Here is a 15,927-nt window from a genome sequence, read left to right as displayed (position 1 = left end):
GCAAACGAGCCAAATCGTTGCATAGCCAAGAATCCGCTGCGCCATGACCCCATGGCTCAGCAGGATTCACCACGGAGGAGAAAACCATGACCAAGCGCATCGCCCTGGTAACCGGCGGCATGGGCGGCATCGGCACGTCCATCTGCAAGGTGTTGGGCCAGGCAGGCCACACCGTCGTTACCACCTACAGCAAGTCCGGCAAGGAAGCCGCCTGGCTTGCCGACATGAAGGCTCTGGGCATCGAGGCACACGCCTATCTATGCGACGTCACCGACGCCGACATGTGCAGCCGCATGGTCGACCAAGTGCACGACGAAATCGGCCCGATCAGCATCCTGGTCAACAACGCCGGCATCACGCGCGACGGCACTTTCCGCAAGATGACCTTCGACGACTGGCACGCCGTACTACGCACCAATCTGGATTCGGTGTTCAATATGACCCGCCCGGTGATCGAAACCATGATCGAGTGCAACTGGGGGCGCGTCATCAACGTCTCGTCGATCAACGGACAAAAAGGGCAATTCGGCCAAACCAACTATTCGGCGGCCAAGGCCGGCATGCACGGTTTCACCATGGCCTTGGCACAGGAAGTGGCGCGCAAGGGCATCACCGTCAATACCGTGTCGCCGGGTTATATCGCCACCGACATGGTGATGGCGGTACCGGAAGACGTGCGCGAGAAGATCGTGGCGCAAATTCCGGTCGGCCGCCTGGGACGCCCGGAGGAAATCGCCGCATTGGTGGCGTTCCTCGCCTCGGACATCGCCGGCTTCATCACCGGCGCCAACATCGCCATCAACGGCGGCCAGCACACCAAGTAATGCCGTCGATGCCGTGGGCGGCCCAAGCGGCCGCTCACGATCCCGCCGCGGATTTGTCTAATCGGTGAGACATTGATTTTCTTCCCGCTCAGGAAGGAGAACACATGGCACTAGGAGACAAGCGATTACGTTGGCTTCAGCGATATATGAACTGCATCGGCCCACTAGGCAATCTGATGTTCTACTTCCAGGCCTATGAGATTTTTGTCAGCCGATCCGCGGGCGCCGTCTCGTTCACGGGCTTCGCCATCAGCGTAGTCGGGCTGTCGAGCTGGTTGATCTACGGCATCGCCATTCGCAACACGCCGCTCATCGTCGCCAATGCCGTTGGCGTGGCGGGCGCGCTCACCGTGTTGGCCGGTCTATTGCGCTACGCTGGCGCCTAACGAACGAATCATCAGCGCCATCGACCTCAACCGGCGATCAATAGGTACTCGCACATGAACGACACCATATCGATTAAAGAGGCAACTTCTGGGGACTGGCCGACCATTTGGACCATTCTCGAACCGACATTTCGCGCGGGCGAAACCTATAGCCTCCCCCAGGACATCACGTCCGAACAGGCCAGGCAGTTCTGGATGGAGACGCCGGCCAAGACATTCGTCTGCTTCGACGCACAAGGCGAAATGATCGGCACTTACTTCCTGAAAGCCAACCAGCCCGGCCAGGGCAACCATGTCGGCAATTGCGGTTATGTCGTCAGCCCAAACGCGAGGGGGCTGGGCGCCGCCTCGGCAATGTGCCTGCATTCGCAAGACATGGCCGTTGCGATGGGTTTCCGCGCCATGCAGTTCAACCTGGTCGTTTCCACCAATGCGCAAGCCGTGCGCCTTTGGCGCAAACTTGGCTTTTTGATCGTCGGCACGTTACCCGATGCTTTCAAACACCCCACCTTGGGCTATGTCGACGCCTTCGTCATGTACAAGCACCTGATACCGGGCTGAATGAAACACCGGGACCTGCCGACCGATGCATCGCGCTATTCGCGCCGCCCCGGCGGCAAGGCATCCAGCACGCGCGCCACGCGCGAGCCGAGCCGCATCAGACGCTCCAGAGTCTGCGGCGACAGCTTCTGCACATCGTCGAACCAACTATTGACCAAATCGAGCAGATCGTAGAGTGCGCGCAACCGGGCCTGATCCTGTCGCTCATCTTCCTGCAGCGCCTCGCGATGCAAGACTTCACGCAGCAACAGCAGGGTCGGCTCGACCTCGCGGCGGCGCTTTTCCACCACGAAGCGCCGCAAGACCTCCCAGCTGTCGTCGGGCGTCATGAAGAACTCGCGTCGATCGCCCGGCTGAGGCGCCTGTTCGATCAAGCGCCACGACGCCAGCGCCTTGAGCCCGGCACCGACATTGGAGCGCGACATGCCGAGGGAATCGACGATATCGTCGGCATTGAGCGGCTGGGCCGACAGATATAGCAAGGCATAGATCTGGCCTGTCGTCCGGCTCATGCCCCAGTGACGGCCCATTTCACCGGCGTGCAGCACGAAACGCTCGGCCAGCGGCGACAGATTCTTCATATTCCTGTCATTCCAGTTATTCCTGTCATTTACGGAAAATAGGCGGTTAGCAAGACGAAAATCATCGCTCGCGCTATCATCTTAGCCCGTTCAATTCGAGTATGACACCATGGCAGAAACCCTGACCGTCCGTCCCGACGCCGACAAGGCCGAGCGCTACCAGACCCTCATACCGCAAGCCGAGGCGCTGCTCGCAGGAGAAACCGACCTAATCGCCGGCCTGGCCAACCTGGCGGCCATGCTGAAAATGAGCTTCGACTGGTTGTGGGCAGGCTTCTACCTGGTCAAGAACGATCAACTGGTGCTGGGCCCGTTCCAGGGCCCGCTGGCCTGCACGCGCATCGCGCACGGCAAGGGGGTGTGCGGCAGTGCCTGGGCACAAGCGAAAACGCTTGTCGTACCGGACGTCGATGCCTTTCCGGGACATATCGCCTGTTCGTCGGCGTCGAGGTCGGAAATTGTCGTGCCGCTCATCGACACAAGCGGCACGGTGACCGGCGTACTGGATATCGACAGCGAACAGCTGTACGCCTTCGATTCGGTGGATGCGGAATATCTGGAAAAACTAGCGGCGCTGATCGCGCCGCTGTTCGACTGACAGTCGGGAAGCCCCACCTCGGCTTCCCGTCCTGGGCGGGTGGAACGCGTCAGCGATTTACGACGATGCGTTCCACATCGCGCAACGCGTTCAAATCGCGGCCGCCGGCATAGCTGACCGACGATTGCAGATCTTCCATCAGTTCGATCAACAACTTCTTCATACTGCCCTTGTACTCGACCAGGATCTTCTTGCCTTCGACGTTGACGTAGGCACCCTTGTTGTACTGCGAGGCGCTGCCGAAGTATTCCTTGTAGTGCTTGCCGCTAATTTCGACGATGTTCCCGGCCGACTCGTCGTAACCGGCGAACAGCGAACCCGCCATGACCATGGTGGCGCCGCAAGCAATGGCTTTGGCCACGTCGCCGTGCTCAACCACGCCACCGTCGGCGATGACCGGCACCTTGACGGCATGCGCGCAATCCAGCGTCGTCGAAACCATCGGACGATGGAAGCCGGTCTTGTTCTTGGTAATGCACACGCGACCGCCGGCAATGCCCGCCTTGATCGCATCGCAACCCCACACCTCGAGGTCGCGCGCCGCCTCGGCGGTGGCGATGTTGCCGCCGATCAGGAAGCTTTCCGGGAACATGTCCTTGATCACCTTGATCATGCGCTCGGCTTTGACGCACCAGGCATTGGCGACGTCCATGGTGATGTAGTCGGGCGTGAGACCGGCGGCCTTCAGCTCGTTCAGCTGTACCACGGTGTCCTCGTTAACCCCGGCGCTGATCGAGGCGAACAACCCCTTGGCCTGCATATCGGCCACGAAACGCACCACGTCGACGTTGAAGCGATGCATGGTGTAGAACCAGCCTTGACGTGCGAAGTACTCGCAGGTATCGGCATCGACCACGCTCTTCATGTTCGACGCGTAAAGCGGCATGACAAAGCGGTGGTTACCCAACTGCACGGAGGTATCACACTCCTTGCGGCTGTCCACCACGGTTTTCTTCGGTACCAGGTAGATATCGGCGTAATTCAGTTCGGTGTTCATGTTCGTCCGTTTCGGGATTGGAAAAAGTGAGGGCCCCAAACAAAAAGGGAGCCGTCATGGCTCCCTTGTTGCAGCTTGCCCTGCGCTTCCGTTTGTCGGTCGCACACGCAATTACGAAGCGAATGTACGTGCGACAAACCTCAACGTCAAGATATTTTTTACCATCCTTCATCTTAGTAGACCGCGCCGGCAAAAAAAACAACATCCGACGCCCGGCTATTTATCGCACCAATCATCGCTGCCGCTTTGGCCGAGCCAGTCGAGGATCGGCGCCCAGGCTTCGCGATCGCGCGCGCTGCGACTAGACGGCAGATCGAACAGACTCAAACCGCCGGCGGCCACTTGCACATACAGTTGGGTATCGCGCAACCAGCCCAGCACCGGAATATCGTGACTGGCGAGAAACTGCTCCAGCTCCTTGGCCGAACGTGTGCGCGGGTCGACGCGCATACCGACCACTCCCATGAACACCCGGCTCTTGCGCAACGCCTTTTCGGCCAGAATCTGCTGAAAGAAGTCTTCCGTCGCCCACATATCGAACGGCGACGGCTGAATCGGCACCAGCACGCGATCCACCCGGCGCAATAGCGCCGTCAGTTTTTTGCCATGCAGCCCGGCCGCACTATCGAGCACCATCACCTGCGTGCCCCGCGGCGGACGCGCCGGCTCGCCCGGCACCACTTCCCAGCCCTGGATCGCCGGCAGATCGTCGGCGCGGCCCGCTAGCCAGCGCAATGAAGACTGCTGTCGATCCACGTCGCCCAACATCACCCGGCGACCGGCGCTGGCGTAAAACCCGGCCAAATTGGTCGCCAACGTCGACTTGCCGCTCCCGCCCTTGGGATTGGCCACCAATATCGATCGAACCATTTCCCCTCCTTGCAGTCCACTATACCAGAGGCATGACTTTTCTGGGCGGTTTGCCCCGATGTCACATTACTTTCCGCCCAGCCAGCCATGCGTCTATACTGAGGCCGTTTACTTCAGATAAAAAAACCGACTCGTTCCACAAGCAGACTCCTAAGCTTAAATCAGGTATCCACCTGAAAACAAAGGAGAAAAAAATGATCATTCTGCTCATTGGACTCGTCGCGTTGGGGGCACTGCTGGCGCTAGTGGAAGAGCATGTCTGGCTTGACGACGAATGGGAAGAACGGCTATCCCACGTCATCCCCGATCTCAACCGCTTCTGAAAGCGCCGCGGCGCCAGTGACCGCACTTTTGCCATCAAGACAATAATGCCCATCAACACATTGCTCGATGCCGCCGCGACGCCCTGGCTGGTTTTGGCGCTGATAGCCTTGGCGACGGAATTTCTCACGGGTACGCTGTACCTGTTGGTCTTCGCCATCGCACTGGCCGCCGGCGGCATCGACGCGCTTTTCAGCCCATCCCGCTCGACCCCTTTTCTTGCCGCAAGCCTGGCCGGGGTGATCGCCTTCGCGGCCGTTTCCGCCTGGAAACGTCGACAACCCAAGCCGCGCGACCGCACGCAGGACGATCCCGACATCGGCCAATCGGTACGCATCCTCTCGATCGACCCGGCCGACCCCGCCAGCGCTCGCGTGTCCTATCGCGGCGCCGCCTGGGACGCGCACCTCGTCCAGCCGACGCCGACCGCCGGCCAGATCGGCCAGATCGTCAGCCGCGACGGCAACTTGCTTTACGTATCCCTTCACCCTACAGAGAGCCCATAACGACATGGAATTCGCCATTGCACTCTTCATCGTGGTTTTACTATTCGTCCTGCAGTCGGTACGCGTCGTTCCACAGCAGCACGCCTTCATTCTCGAGCGTATGGGCCGCTTCCACGGCGTGCTGGCCCCGGGCCTCAACATCATCGTGCCCTTTGTCGACCGCATCGCCTATCGCCACAGCCTGAAGGAAATCCCGCTCGACGTACCGAGCCAGATCTGCATCACGCGCGACAATACGCAATTGAAGGTGGACGGCATCTTGTACTTCCAGGTCACCGACCCGCAGCGCGCCTCCTACGGTTCCAGCGACTACGTCCTGGCGATCTCGCAACTGGCGCAAACCACGTTGCGCTCGGTCGTCGGCAAGATGGAGCTCGATAAGACATTCGAAGAGCGCGACGAAATCAACAGCGCCGTGGTCGCCGCGCTGGACGAGGCGGCCACCAGTTGGGGCGTCAAGGTATTGCGCTACGAGATCAAGGACTTGGTGCCGCCGCAGGAAATTCTGCACGCCATGCAGGCGCAAATCACCGCCGAGCGCGGCAAGCGCGCCCGCATCGCCGAATCCGAAGGGCGCAAGATGGAGCAGATCAACCTGGCGACCGGCGCGCGCGAAGCCGCCATCCAGGAATCCGAAGGTCGACGCCAGGCCGCCATCAATCAGGCGCAGGGCCAGGCCGAAGCCATGCGCCTGGTCGCGGAGGCCACCGCCGAAGCGCTCGCCCGGGTCGGCACGGCCATCGGCAAGGAAGGCGGCATGGCCGCGGTCAACCTCAAGGTGGCCGAACAATATGTCGCCGCGTTCGGCCAGCTCGCCAAGGAAACCAACACCGTCATCATGCCGGCCAACGTCGCCGACCTGGGCGGCCTGATCGCCAGTGCCATGACCATCGTCAAGCAATCGAACGCCTAAGCACCCGGCAGCCGGCCACAACCGCAAGAAGAGCGCAAACAGGCTCTAGCTTGAATTGCTGGCCGGCTGCCGCCATAATCACCGGATATCAATAGCCGCTTCGCCGATGAAATTCTTATCTGACCTATTCCCGGTACTGCTGTTTTTCGCGGCCTATTCCTTTAGCCGCAACATCTACCTGGCAACCACCGCCGCAATCGTCGCCACCGCGCTGCAAATCGGCTGGGCGCTTGCGCGCCGTCGCAAAGTCGACCCCATGCAATGGGTCGGCTTCGGGCTGATCGTCGTATTGGGCGGCGCCACGCTGCTCTTGCACGACAAGCACTTCATCATGTGGAAGCCGACCGCGCTTTACTGGATCATGGGCGGCGGCCTGCTGATCGGCCAGATGCTCGGCAAGAACGGCATCCGCGCCATGGTCGGCAAGCAGATCGAACTGCCGGAAACCGTCTGGCGCAAGCTGAGCTACGCCTGGTCGACGTTCTTCCTATTGATGGGAGCGCTCAACCTGTTCGTCGCCTACAGCTTCAGCGAAGCCGTGTGGGTCAACTTCAAAATGTTCGGCGTGCTGGGGCTCTTGGTGGTATTCGCCATCGCACAGAGCCTGGCCCTGTCGCGCTACATCAAGGAAGATTGAAGCTATGCTGTACGCCATCATGGCCCGCGACGTACCCGATTCGCTTGCGCAACGCTTGGCGGTGCGCCCGGCTCACTTAGCGCGGCTTACCGCATTGCAAGACCAGGGACGTCTGATCGTCGCCGGTCCTTTCCCGGCCATCGACGCCAACGATCCGGGTTCCGCCGGCTTCAGCGGCAGCCTGATCGTCGCCGAATTCGTCGACTTGGCGGCGGCGCGTCAATGGGCCGACGCCGACCCCTATGTCGCGGCCGGCGTCTATGCGGAGGTCGAGATCAAACCCTGGCGCAAGGTGTTTCCCGCATGAGCGACACCGTGGCCCTGATGGAGCAGCGCCTGGCCACCCTTTCGCCGCTGCACCTGCAGATCAGCGACGACAGCGCCCTGCACGCCGGCCATGCCGGCGCACGCGCAGGCGGCGGTCATTACCGTTTATCCATCACCTGTAAACAATTCGGCGGCTTAAGCCGCCTGGCAAGGCATCGCCTGGTCTACCAAGCCCTGGGCGATCTGATGCAAAACCGGATTCATGCGCTGGCGATCGATGCGCTGGCACCCGACGAATCCTGAATTCAACTCAAGGGGTAACTATGAAACTCAACAAACTGGCCAGTCTCCTGATTGCCGCTTCCATCTGCCTGCCGAGCCTGGCCATGGCCGAATCCATCGCCGTCGTCAACGGCACCTCGATCGACAAGAGCAAGGTCGACCAGGTCATCGCCCAGATCGTCAAGAACAGCAACGGCCAGGCCCAGGACACCCCGGCGCTGCGCGAAAAGATCAAGAACTCGCTGATCAACCAGGAACTGATGCTGCAGGAAGCCAAGCGCCGCGGCCTGGACAAGACCTCCGAGGTGCAGGATCAGGTCGCCCAAGCCACCAACGGCATCTTGCAAGAAGCCCTGGCCGCCGACATCGTCAAGCAACATCCGGTTGACGACGCCGCCATCAAAACCCGTTACGACGCCTTCGCCGCCAAGGTCAACGGCTCGACCGACATGCACTTGCAACAGATCGTCGTCAGCAGCGAAGCCGACGCCAAGAAAGTGGTCGCCGACCTGAAGAAGCCTGGCACCCGCTTCGAACAGCTCGCCAAGACCCGTTCCATCGACCCGGCAGCCAAGGAATCCGGCGGCGAAATGGGCATCCTCAACAGCGCGAACATGCCGCCGGTACTGGTCGATGCCGTGAAGAACCTCAAGGCAGGTCAAGTCGCGGTCCTCTCGTCCGGCAACATTTGGCACGTCGTCAAGCTGGTCGAGTCCCGCCCGGCCAAGCCCGCGCCGCTCGAACAGCTGAAGCCGCAAATCGCGCGCCAGCTGCAAGAAGAGCAGATCGAACAAGCGGTCACCGACCTGCGCAACAAAGCCAAAATCCAATAACCGATTGAATTGAAGACGGAACACAAATGAAAAAGACCTTGATCGCGGGCGCTCTCGCCTGCGTCTTCGCCGCTAGCGCCGTCTTGGCCGCCGACATTCAAGTCAATGGCAGCCAGATCTCCCAGGCACGAGTCGACGCCGTCACCAAGATGATGAGCGCCCAGGCACAAGCCCAAGGGCAGCAGGCCGATCCGCGCCTGCCGGAGATGGTCAAGCAGCAACTGATCACCGCCGAAGTACTGCGCCAAGAGGCCGTGCGCAAGGGCATCGACAAGCAGCCGGATGTGCGCGCCGAAATCGAGAACGCCGAGGCCATGACGCTTGCCAACCAGTTGATCAAGCAATTCGTCGCCACCACCCCGGTCACCGATAGCGACATCAAGGCCGCGTACGATAAGCTCAAGGCCGCCACACCGCCGAAGAAGAGCTATCACGCTCAGCACATTCTGGTAAAAACCGAGGCCGAAGCCAACGCAGTGCTCGTCGCACTCAAGAAGGGCAAACCGTTTGCCGCGCTTGCCAAGGAAAAATCGATCGACCCGGGCAGCAAGGGCAACGGCGGCGACCTAGGCTGGAACGATGCGGAAAGCTTTGTCGGCCCGTTCGGCGATGCGATGACCAAGCTGGCCAAGGGGCAGATCAGCAGCAAGCCGGTTCAAACCCAGTATGGCTGGCACATCATCAAGCTCGACGACGTGCGTACCGAAGCATTCCCGCAAATGGACGCTCTGCGCCCGCAACTTGAGCAACAGTTGCAATCGCAACGCATCCAGCAGTACATCGCCGATCTGAAGGCCAAGGCCAAGATCCAGCAGTAATTCGGCCTCGCGCCGAACAACCGAAGCCGCGACCTCGCAAGAAGTCGCGGCTTCGGCATTTATTCCCTTCCCGAGAAAGCCGACGGCGTCACTCCATGCAGCCGACGAAAAACCTGAATAAAGGCACTCGGGCTGCGATACCCCACCGCCAGCGCCACTTCGGTGACCGACCGACCTTCGGCCAACAGACCCAGCGCGTGCCAGACCCGCAACTGCTGCCGCCACTCGCCGAACCCCAAGCCGGTCTCGGCTTGAAAATGGCGAATGAAAGTACTGCGCGACATATCCGCCCGCAGCGCCCAAACATCCAGCCCGGCATCGTCGTCCGGCGCCGCGAGCAGGGTCTGAGCCACACGCAACAAGCGTCGGTTCTGCGGCATGCGCACCCCGGCGGCCATGGCTGGCAGATGGGTCAACGCGTCGGCAAGGACATGCCAATACAGTTCGCGCCGCGCCGGCGGCAGAGCCTCATCCAGCGCCAGCACCAGCGATTCGTTCACTAACGGTGTCAACGTCACCACTTTAAGCGTGCGCGGCATGTTCCGACTGGACCAAGCGAACTCGACATAGGCCGACACGCCCTCGACCACACTCGGATATCGCGCCTCGTGCGCGCAACCGGGCGGCACCCACCCCATGCAACCTGCCGGCACCAACCAGCGCACGTGATCGGCGGCCACGCTCAGGGTTCCGGCGCGCACCACGAAGAGCTGGCCGGTTTCATGCGCGTGCGGCCCGGTCTCGGCTGAACGATCATGGTGCAATGGCATCACGGTTACATTGGGCACATTGATCCGATCAAGATATTCATTGAAAAAATACAGAAATTATATCGATTCGTCTTGCCGGACAATGGTGACTCACGCAACCACTGAGGCACACAACATGAACCACGCAAATTTGGTCACCGAAGCCCTGCAAACGGTACTAAGCGGCGCGACCGAGCCCGGACTGGTCGAACGCTATTTCGCGCCGTCCTACACCCAACTGGTCGACGGCAAGCAACTCGATTACACATCCTTTGTGCGCCACTTGGCCACGCTACATCAGCGGGTGGAAAGTCTCGATCTGCGAATCGACCAACTGATCGCACAAGATGACAAAGTCGTCAGTGTGCACTACGTCACAGTCAAAAAATCCGACGCCACGCAGACGTTCTATAAAGTCATCGCCGTCTTCACCATCCAGGCCGGCCGGATTGTACGCTGTGAGGAGTTGACTCGCTTAGAGCAAGGAGACAACGTCGATCGCGACCTAGGGTCGTGCTAAGGGCGCTAGTCCTCATCCTCGCACCACGGCGGCGAGCGCTTGTCCAGAAAGGCGGCCACACCGAGCCGCTGTTCCTCGCCGCCGATCAGTTGCAAGTAGCCATGACGCGCCTGCCGCAGATGCTCGTCGAAAGACAACAGCGGCGCCGCATCGATCAGGCTTTGCGCCAACGCGGTCGCTTCCGGCCCCTGGCGCGCAACTTTGTCCGCCAAGCTGACCGCGACGATCTTGGCGAAGCCGCCATCCACCACCTCTTCGATCAAGCCAACCTGGTAAGCGCGTTCCGCATCCAGTGTCTCGCCGGCCAGCACCATACGCCGGGTCCACGCCTGCCCCACCTTGTCAGCCAACAACTTGATGCCGCCCGCCCCCGGAATCAACCCGACCCGCGCCTGCGGCATCCCCAGAATCGCGCCACGTTCGGCAATAACGAAATTGCAGGACAATGCGCACTCCAGGCCGGCGCCGAGCGCGACCCCGTTCACCGCCGCGACCGTCACGCCATGGAATTCACGCAGTTGCCGACATACTCCGCTCAGCAAATCGATCAGACCTTCCGCCGGCGCCTGCTCGCCGGCGGCCAACATCACCAGCGACAGTCCCGCCGAAAAGTAGGTTTCGCCCGCACCGGTCAACACCAGCGCCCGAACGGATTTGTCGCCCTGCAATATCGACAACTGGGCCGACAGCGCCTGCAGACTCTCGGCCGTCAACAAGTTGGCAGGCGGATGATTCATGGTCACGATGGCCGTTCGGCCCAAGTGTTCCAACGTCAGAAAAGGCATCATGGTCTTCCTTGCCATGCATCGGAAAGAATGACGCCCGCCAGCTTACGCAGGCAAACGCCCCCTTTGTTTTGTTTCTAGTTGGCGGCCAATCAAATGCAACAACAATCGCCGCCTAAAAATTTATGACATTGAAGATAATGTAGACAAACAGGTATGTAATAAGTGCTGGTAAAATGGCCTTTTACTTGCCATTTTCCAGATGATCGAAACCAGCCTATTGGTTATTTTCCTGGCAGGATTGCTTGGTGGCGGGCATTGCGTCGGCATGTGCGGCGGTATTGTCGCCGCCTTGACCTTCAATCTGCCGGCGGGCAAAAACCGATACGTCATGCTATTGGGATTCAATCTCGGACGCCTGACGAGCTACGTACTGATCGGCGCCCTGCTCGGCGGACTGGCCGGCGCGACCTTGCTGCGCGCCCAGCCGCTACAGTTCGCCCTTTACTTGCTCGCCAACGTGATGATCATCGCGATCGGCCTGTACCTGGCCGGCCTGTCCGCGTTTGTCACCCGCATCGAGCGCCTCGGGCAACCGATCTGGCGCCGATTGCAGCCGTTGGTTCGACGCCTGCTGCCCATCCGCCATGCCGGCCAAGCGGTACTGGCCGGCGCAGTCTGGGGTTGGGTACCGTGCGGTCTGGTCTACAGCGCCGGCATCTCCGCGCTGGCCAGCGGCCATGCGCTCGATGGCGCGCTGATCATGTTGTGCTTCGGCCTGGGCACCTTGCCCAATCTGCTGGCCATGGGCCTATTTGCCGATGCGCTGCGCGAACGCCTGCAGCGCCAGGCCGTGCGCACTGCCGCCGGCCTGGCGGTATCCATTCTCGGCGCGGTTCAATTGGCGCGCCTGTTGTTCTAAATATCTAGGGACCCTAGCACAGGCAGGCACGCAGGGCGGCCTCGACCTCGGCCTCGTCGATCTGCGGTGCGATCAGCTCGAAACGATTATCGCGCCGCCAAGCCACCTGGGTTGCACCCCACTGGCCATCGGTCCAATTGAGCCAGACCCAATCGTCCAACACGCGAAACACCCCCTTGGCGCGCTGCAATCCGGGAACACGGCGCGGCAGGCTATCGAAAAACGCGACCAGCCGCTCGCCGTCGAAGGCCAGTTCCGGCGCCAACGTCCAGCCCCGCGACTGCCAATCCGACGGCATTTCGCGCGTCAGCCGCGGCCGGTAGAGCTGTGTGCGCGCGGTATTGTCCAATTTGAGCCATGCGGGATCCACGGCACCGTCGCGCACCTCGGCGACCAGCGCCTTGGGCGGGAACAGTGCCGCCGTCTGATGCCGGAACGCTTCCAATGTCGGCACATCCGCCAGATCGACCTTATTGGCCACCAGCACATCCGCCAGCGTGATCTGATCGCGATACATCGGTTGACGCTGGTACTGGCCGTCGACGAACTGACGCGGATCGACCAGGGTCAGCACCGCGCCCACCGTCAGCGCCTCCGACAATGGCGGCTGACGTAATTCGTCGATCACCCCGGCGGCGTGCGCCAGGCCACTGGCCTCGATCAGCAACCGGTCGGGCTTGGCGCGGCGCAGCAGCGTCGCCACCGTCGCCGTCATCTGCGGCCCGGCCACGCAGCACAAGCAACCGCCGGCGATTTCCGCCACCGGCACCTCGCCGTCCGACAGCACCGCACCGTCGATCCCCACCTCGCCGAATTCGTTGACGATAATCGCCCATTTCTCATCGGGCGGCTGATGCGCGATCAGATAACGCAGCGCCGTGGTCTTGCCAACACCGAGAAAGCCGGTAAAAAGATTGACGACGGTTTGCTTCATGACAGACACCGCTGGCATGTTCCGGCCAAAACCAGGTTCTGCGCTTGTAATACGAAGCCGACCGCCGCCGTGGCGGCGGACAGGCTCGATAGACTGGACGCGGCATCCAATTCGCAAATGGCACCGCAGCGGCCGCACACCAGGAACAACGATTCGTGCGCACAGCCGAAATGGTCGCAGACGATATAACCGTTAAGCGCCTCGACCCGATGCAACAGCCCCTGCTCCACCAGGAAATCCAGTGCCCGGTATACCGTCGGCGGCGCCGCACTGCCTCCGCGTTCCTGCTGCAGGTCGGCCAGCACTTGATAGGCCTTCACCACGCCATCATGGCGCAACACCAGCTCCAGCACCTGACGACGCAACGCCGTCATTTTGCAGCCGCGCGACAGGCAATGGCGCTCGGCCTCGGCCACAAAGCTTTGCACATCCATCAAGCGCTACCCGTATAAAAAAACAAGATGTTATATTATAACATTTTGCCTTTACAAGTTTTAACCGCCCTGCTTAAGCAACTTTATCCCATCGTGATAAAATACCCACATTTCACCGTGCAACACAGCGGTGCCTATCGACCCAACCATGAATTTGAAACCATGAAGAAACTGCTTCTGACAACGCTGCTGGCCATACTCGCCATGCCGGTGGCTGCCGAACCCGGCGGCGCAGAACGCCAACAAGCCTTCAAGAAAATCCTGCAGCAATTCGAACCGATGGGCGTGGTCGTCCGCGGTCGCGCGCCCTACAACAAGGCCGACTTTATTCAACACGCCGATGCGCTGAAATTGGCGGCAACCCAGCCGTTCACCCTGTTCGCGCCGCACAGCATCGACGCCAAGAGCCGGGCCAAACCCGAGATCTGGAGCCAACCGGCCAAATTCCAGACCGCCAAAGAGAATTTCCTCAAGGCCGTCGACGACCTCGACGCGGCCGCGCACAATGCCGATCTGGCCACCATCCGCAAGCAGTACGACCTGGTATCGCAAAGCTGTAAGACCTGCCACGACAGCTTCCGCGGCCCGAAGGTCTGACCGATCCCGGCCGGGGAGCTTCGCTCCCCGCCTCCGCCGAAGGCCGTTAATCGGCCGTTAGAACCAGGCAACCTGCCAGCCGACGCGCCTGCGCGACCTGCGGTAGATATAACCATGAAGTGTTGCCATCGATCGGCTCGAACGCCCACGGCAAGCGGCTATCGACGATCAAACGGCACTCGTCGGAATTTGGACGACTGCGACGCGGCGTGCACAACATGGAAATCAGCGAAAAGAGTTGCTGCTGGCGGGAATCCGGGTTTTGAGAAAAGACAGGGACTGCTTTAACATGATTGGCAACCATACTGACTCCTATGATGAGTTGGTTTGGCCAGCGGGTCCGGGGTGGTGAGAACACCCCGAGCCCGCGCCTCTTCGCGGCAAATGCCGCACCAGTAGATTACCCAGGCAGACACACACTGACAACCAAGCGCGACCGTCAGAAAATGCTGAAATTACGTGCCATCGGTTCAGGATTGGCCGAGCCGCGATTATTTCTTGGCCGGCAGATATTTGAGCTTGGCGGTGGGGTTCGATTTGCCGATACGTTCCAACTGGGCGCATTGCCGGCACCACGCCCCCGTCAAAATGCGCGCAGGTGGCGCATCCCAGATGTGACCGCGATGACACTGCCAGGTCAACTTGTGATCGACATTGCCATAGTGCTCTGACAAGCAGACCCCGCCGCGCGCTTTGGCAATGTCCTGCATCTCCTGCAGCGTGTGATAAACCCGCTCGCGATAGCACTCTGGACAGCCCGTGCCACTGCGCAAATTACACAATGGCGTCGTCCACTCATGCCCCTTGCCGCAGCGCCAGCGAAGTGGCTGTGAGTTTTTGATGTAATGCTTCGATAAGCAGGTCAATCCCCGCGATCTGGCGAACGCTTTGACGCCTTGCAAGGTTTCCCGGCCATGGTTGTAACACTGCGGGCAGAATGTGCCGTACAACAGATTGGCCGGCGTGCCTTGCCAAACATGGCCCTCCTTGCAGCGGAATGTCAGCGGGCGCTGCATGTTCAGGTAAAGCCTCGACAGACACTCGCCGCCCCAGGCACGGGCAATGGCCTGCATCACCGCCAGACAGGCCATGCGTTCCGGATGATGCGGCGGCCGGCCGTTTTTAAGCGGCACCCAGGCCTGGATCGCTTCTTTGACGGCAGGGGGAAGACTGTCGAATTTGGGAGTGAGGTTTCGTCTCAGCATAGGAAACACCTAGCCATGCTGCACTAATTCCCATTCGCTATCGATGGCCAGTTCCTCTGGCGTGCCTTTCAGCTTTTGCCAAAGACTACGCTGGTTCGGCACCAGCACCGACGGCATAGTCTGGCCTATCGTGAACGACTGCTGCCGTGGCATGGCCTGTGGATGCGTGCATTGCCATAGACCGCTTTCAGGGCAAGGCCGGCCACTGGCCACCTTGCTACCTAAGGGCAGACGATCTGGAACCTTTGGGGCGGCAGGCGTGGCATCGGAGGTTTTGTCGTGTCCGCCGATTGGACGGATACGGATGGTTTTGACGATGGTGTCGTACAGGGCTTGAATTTGCTTGGTGGATAGGGAGGATGGGCTGGTAACGCCAGCAATACCTTCCCCCGAGGTAATCTCCAAGTGGATATTTGGTTTGAGCGGATTGCTCAGATCTCCCTGCGT

The 15,927-nt window shown here is 60.6% G+C and carries 25 protein-coding genes; 15 read left to right on the top strand and 10 right to left on the bottom strand.

Features of this window, described 5'->3' with window-relative positions:
* Positions 1 to 86: 86 nt before the first annotated feature.
* The 3 genes from phbB (at position 87) to DFP86_RS16290 (ending at position 1,771) form a co-directional block, all read left to right on the top strand.
* A complete protein-coding gene (gene phbB / locus DFP86_RS16300) occupies positions 87 to 824 on the top strand; it encodes an acetoacetyl-CoA reductase (protein WP_133683212.1) in 738 nt (245 codons plus the stop codon).
* A 104-nt stretch (positions 825 to 928) separates the two neighbouring features.
* Positions 929 to 1,210, top strand: coding sequence for a SemiSWEET family sugar transporter (locus DFP86_RS16295; RefSeq protein WP_133683210.1), 282 nt, complete (start codon positions 929 to 931; stop codon positions 1,208 to 1,210).
* Positions 1,211 to 1,264: 54 nt separating this feature from the next.
* Positions 1,265 to 1,771, top strand: coding sequence for a GNAT family N-acetyltransferase (locus DFP86_RS16290; RefSeq protein WP_133683208.1), 507 nt, complete (start codon positions 1,265 to 1,267; stop codon positions 1,769 to 1,771).
* Positions 1,772 to 1,806: 35 nt separating this feature from the next.
* On the opposite strand, the gene DFP86_RS16285 is transcribed toward DFP86_RS16290, so the two are convergent.
* Positions 1,807 to 2,352 (bottom strand): GbsR/MarR family transcriptional regulator, encoded by a 546-nt coding sequence (locus DFP86_RS16285; RefSeq protein WP_133683206.1) that lies wholly within the window; start codon positions 2,350 to 2,352, stop codon positions 1,807 to 1,809.
* A 109-nt stretch (positions 2,353 to 2,461) separates the two neighbouring features.
* Here DFP86_RS16285 and DFP86_RS16280 point away from each other — a divergent pair, with 109 nt between their 5' ends.
* Positions 2,462 to 2,950 carry a GAF domain-containing protein gene (locus DFP86_RS16280; protein WP_133683203.1) on the top strand — a complete coding sequence of 163 codons (489 nt, stop codon included), beginning with the start codon at positions 2,462 to 2,464 and terminating at the stop codon, positions 2,948 to 2,950.
* A 49-nt stretch (positions 2,951 to 2,999) separates the two neighbouring features.
* Here the strand turns inward: DFP86_RS16280 and DFP86_RS16275 are convergent, their stop codons facing one another.
* Positions 3,000 to 3,947, bottom strand: coding sequence for a GMP reductase (locus tag DFP86_RS16275; protein ID WP_133683201.1), 948 nt, complete (start codon positions 3,945 to 3,947; stop codon positions 3,000 to 3,002).
* Between the two features lie 216 nt (positions 3,948 to 4,163).
* Positions 4,164 to 4,817: a ParA family protein gene (locus DFP86_RS16270; protein WP_133683199.1), complete on the bottom strand. Its 654-nt coding sequence runs from the start codon at positions 4,815 to 4,817 to the stop codon at positions 4,164 to 4,166.
* A 194-nt stretch (positions 4,818 to 5,011) separates the two neighbouring features.
* Between DFP86_RS16270 and DFP86_RS19770 the strand changes: the two genes are divergently transcribed.
* From DFP86_RS19770 to DFP86_RS16235, 8 genes are all read left to right on the top strand, one after another.
* On the top strand, positions 5,012 to 5,140 hold the full coding sequence (locus DFP86_RS19770; RefSeq protein ID WP_279526904.1) for a hypothetical protein: 129 nt from the start codon (positions 5,012 to 5,014) through the stop codon (positions 5,138 to 5,140).
* A gap of 45 nt (positions 5,141 to 5,185) precedes the next feature.
* Complete coding sequence (locus tag DFP86_RS16265; RefSeq protein WP_133683197.1) at positions 5,186 to 5,644, top strand: NfeD family protein; 459 nt, start codon at positions 5,186 to 5,188, stop codon at positions 5,642 to 5,644.
* 4 nt (positions 5,645 to 5,648) lie between these two features.
* Complete coding sequence (locus tag DFP86_RS16260) at positions 5,649 to 6,557, top strand: SPFH domain-containing protein (protein ID WP_133683195.1); 909 nt, start codon at positions 5,649 to 5,651, stop codon at positions 6,555 to 6,557.
* A gap of 106 nt (positions 6,558 to 6,663) precedes the next feature.
* The gene (locus DFP86_RS16255) at positions 6,664 to 7,194 is read left to right on the top strand and encodes a septation protein A (protein ID WP_133683193.1); all 531 of its coding nucleotides are present in this window, start codon (positions 6,664 to 6,666) and stop codon (positions 7,192 to 7,194) included.
* 4 nt (positions 7,195 to 7,198) lie between these two features.
* Complete coding sequence (locus DFP86_RS16250) at positions 7,199 to 7,501, top strand: YciI family protein (protein WP_133683192.1); 303 nt, start codon at positions 7,199 to 7,201, stop codon at positions 7,499 to 7,501.
* The gene (locus DFP86_RS16245; protein ID WP_133683190.1) at positions 7,498 to 7,764 is read left to right on the top strand and encodes a BolA family protein; all 267 of its coding nucleotides are present in this window, start codon (positions 7,498 to 7,500) and stop codon (positions 7,762 to 7,764) included. The genes DFP86_RS16250 and DFP86_RS16245 overlap by 4 nt, the downstream gene beginning before the upstream one ends.
* A gap of 20 nt (positions 7,765 to 7,784) precedes the next feature.
* Complete coding sequence (locus tag DFP86_RS16240; protein WP_133683188.1) at positions 7,785 to 8,576, top strand: peptidylprolyl isomerase; 792 nt, start codon at positions 7,785 to 7,787, stop codon at positions 8,574 to 8,576.
* A 26-nt stretch (positions 8,577 to 8,602) separates the two neighbouring features.
* The gene (locus tag DFP86_RS16235) at positions 8,603 to 9,394 is read left to right on the top strand and encodes a peptidylprolyl isomerase (RefSeq protein ID WP_133683186.1); all 792 of its coding nucleotides are present in this window, start codon (positions 8,603 to 8,605) and stop codon (positions 9,392 to 9,394) included.
* 59 nt (positions 9,395 to 9,453) lie between these two features.
* Here DFP86_RS16235 and DFP86_RS16230 read toward each other — a convergent pair whose 3' ends face one another.
* Positions 9,454 to 10,164: an AraC family transcriptional regulator gene (locus tag DFP86_RS16230; RefSeq protein ID WP_133683184.1), complete on the bottom strand. Its 711-nt coding sequence runs from the start codon at positions 10,162 to 10,164 to the stop codon at positions 9,454 to 9,456.
* Between the two features lie 115 nt (positions 10,165 to 10,279).
* On the opposite strand from DFP86_RS16230, the gene DFP86_RS16225 reads away from it, so the two are divergent.
* Positions 10,280 to 10,663: a nuclear transport factor 2 family protein gene (locus DFP86_RS16225; RefSeq protein ID WP_133683182.1), complete on the top strand. Its 384-nt coding sequence runs from the start codon at positions 10,280 to 10,282 to the stop codon at positions 10,661 to 10,663.
* Between the two features lie 5 nt (positions 10,664 to 10,668).
* Here the strand turns inward: DFP86_RS16225 and DFP86_RS16220 are convergent, their stop codons facing one another.
* Positions 10,669 to 11,451, bottom strand: a complete 783-nt coding sequence (locus DFP86_RS16220; RefSeq protein ID WP_133683180.1) for an enoyl-CoA hydratase-related protein — start codon at positions 11,449 to 11,451, stop codon at positions 10,669 to 10,671.
* 199 nt (positions 11,452 to 11,650) lie between these two features.
* On the opposite strand from DFP86_RS16220, the gene DFP86_RS16215 reads away from it, so the two are divergent.
* Entirely contained in the window at positions 11,651 to 12,310 is a 660-nt protein-coding gene (locus DFP86_RS16215) for a sulfite exporter TauE/SafE family protein (RefSeq protein ID WP_133683179.1), read from the top strand.
* 13 nt (positions 12,311 to 12,323) lie between these two features.
* Here the strand turns inward: DFP86_RS16215 and DFP86_RS16210 are convergent, their stop codons facing one another.
* Positions 12,324 to 13,253, bottom strand: coding sequence for a CobW family GTP-binding protein (locus DFP86_RS16210; protein ID WP_208108374.1), 930 nt, complete (start codon positions 13,251 to 13,253; stop codon positions 12,324 to 12,326).
* Positions 13,241 to 13,678, bottom strand: coding sequence for a transcriptional repressor (locus DFP86_RS16205; RefSeq protein ID WP_133683174.1), 438 nt, complete (start codon positions 13,676 to 13,678; stop codon positions 13,241 to 13,243). Before DFP86_RS16205 ends, DFP86_RS16210 begins: the two co-directional genes overlap by 13 nt.
* Positions 13,679 to 13,840: 162 nt before the next feature.
* Here DFP86_RS16205 and DFP86_RS16200 point away from each other — a divergent pair, with 162 nt between their 5' ends.
* Positions 13,841 to 14,275, top strand: coding sequence for a c-type cytochrome (locus DFP86_RS16200; RefSeq protein WP_133683172.1), 435 nt, complete (start codon positions 13,841 to 13,843; stop codon positions 14,273 to 14,275).
* 46 nt (positions 14,276 to 14,321) lie between these two features.
* Here the strand turns inward: DFP86_RS16200 and DFP86_RS16195 are convergent, their stop codons facing one another.
* From DFP86_RS16195 to DFP86_RS19370, 3 genes are all read right to left on the bottom strand, one after another.
* Complete coding sequence (locus DFP86_RS16195) at positions 14,322 to 14,579, bottom strand: hypothetical protein (RefSeq protein WP_133683170.1); 258 nt, start codon at positions 14,577 to 14,579, stop codon at positions 14,322 to 14,324.
* A gap of 187 nt (positions 14,580 to 14,766) precedes the next feature.
* Entirely contained in the window at positions 14,767 to 15,480 is a 714-nt protein-coding gene (locus tag DFP86_RS16190) for a zinc-ribbon domain-containing protein (RefSeq protein ID WP_133683168.1), read from the bottom strand.
* 9 nt (positions 15,481 to 15,489) lie between these two features.
* Positions 15,490 to 15,927 (bottom strand): T6SS immunity protein Tli4 family protein (locus DFP86_RS19370; RefSeq protein WP_208108370.1); only part of this gene is annotated, 438 nt, incomplete at its 5' end.

The organism is Paludibacterium purpuratum (assembly GCF_004363805.1).
In the GTDB taxonomy this organism is placed as follows: Bacteria; Pseudomonadota; Gammaproteobacteria; order Burkholderiales; family Chromobacteriaceae; genus Paludibacterium; species Paludibacterium purpuratum.
Note: the sequence above shows the minus strand (reverse complement) of the source record. Positions and strands in the feature narration are given on the sequence as shown.

Coding starts and splice junctions, on each gene's coding strand:
- phbB (WP_133683212.1), top strand. CDS start 87: ATGACCAAGCGCATCGCCCTGGTAACCGGCGGCATGGGCGGCATCGGC.
- DFP86_RS16295 (WP_133683210.1), top strand. CDS start 929: ATGGCACTAGGAGACAAGCGATTACGTTGGCTTCAGCGATATATGAAC.
- DFP86_RS16290 (WP_133683208.1), top strand. CDS start 1,265: ATGAACGACACCATATCGATTAAAGAGGCAACTTCTGGGGACTGGCCG.
- DFP86_RS16285 (WP_133683206.1), bottom strand. CDS start 2,352: ATGAAGAATCTGTCGCCGCTGGCCGAGCGTTTCGTGCTGCACGCCGGT.
- DFP86_RS16280 (WP_133683203.1), top strand. CDS start 2,462: ATGGCAGAAACCCTGACCGTCCGTCCCGACGCCGACAAGGCCGAGCGC.
- DFP86_RS16275 (WP_133683201.1), bottom strand. CDS start 3,947: ATGAACACCGAACTGAATTACGCCGATATCTACCTGGTACCGAAGAAA.
- DFP86_RS16270 (WP_133683199.1), bottom strand. CDS start 4,817: ATGGTTCGATCGATATTGGTGGCCAATCCCAAGGGCGGGAGCGGCAAG.
- DFP86_RS19770 (WP_279526904.1), top strand. CDS start 5,012: ATGATCATTCTGCTCATTGGACTCGTCGCGTTGGGGGCACTGCTGGCG.
- DFP86_RS16265 (WP_133683197.1), top strand. CDS start 5,186: ATGCCCATCAACACATTGCTCGATGCCGCCGCGACGCCCTGGCTGGTT.
- DFP86_RS16260 (WP_133683195.1), top strand. CDS start 5,649: ATGGAATTCGCCATTGCACTCTTCATCGTGGTTTTACTATTCGTCCTG.
- DFP86_RS16255 (WP_133683193.1), top strand. CDS start 6,664: ATGAAATTCTTATCTGACCTATTCCCGGTACTGCTGTTTTTCGCGGCC.
- DFP86_RS16250 (WP_133683192.1), top strand. CDS start 7,199: ATGCTGTACGCCATCATGGCCCGCGACGTACCCGATTCGCTTGCGCAA.
- DFP86_RS16245 (WP_133683190.1), top strand. CDS start 7,498: ATGAGCGACACCGTGGCCCTGATGGAGCAGCGCCTGGCCACCCTTTCG.
- DFP86_RS16240 (WP_133683188.1), top strand. CDS start 7,785: ATGAAACTCAACAAACTGGCCAGTCTCCTGATTGCCGCTTCCATCTGC.
- DFP86_RS16235 (WP_133683186.1), top strand. CDS start 8,603: ATGAAAAAGACCTTGATCGCGGGCGCTCTCGCCTGCGTCTTCGCCGCT.
- DFP86_RS16230 (WP_133683184.1), bottom strand. CDS start 10,164: ATGCCATTGCACCATGATCGTTCAGCCGAGACCGGGCCGCACGCGCAT.
- DFP86_RS16225 (WP_133683182.1), top strand. CDS start 10,280: ATGAACCACGCAAATTTGGTCACCGAAGCCCTGCAAACGGTACTAAGC.
- DFP86_RS16220 (WP_133683180.1), bottom strand. CDS start 11,451: ATGATGCCTTTTCTGACGTTGGAACACTTGGGCCGAACGGCCATCGTG.
- DFP86_RS16215 (WP_133683179.1), top strand. CDS start 11,651: ATGATCGAAACCAGCCTATTGGTTATTTTCCTGGCAGGATTGCTTGGT.
- DFP86_RS16205 (WP_133683174.1), bottom strand. CDS start 13,678: ATGGATGTGCAAAGCTTTGTGGCCGAGGCCGAGCGCCATTGCCTGTCG.
- DFP86_RS16200 (WP_133683172.1), top strand. CDS start 13,841: ATGAAGAAACTGCTTCTGACAACGCTGCTGGCCATACTCGCCATGCCG.
- DFP86_RS16195 (WP_133683170.1), bottom strand. CDS start 14,579: ATGGTTGCCAATCATGTTAAAGCAGTCCCTGTCTTTTCTCAAAACCCG.
- DFP86_RS16190 (WP_133683168.1), bottom strand. CDS start 15,480: ATGCTGAGACGAAACCTCACTCCCAAATTCGACAGTCTTCCCCCTGCC.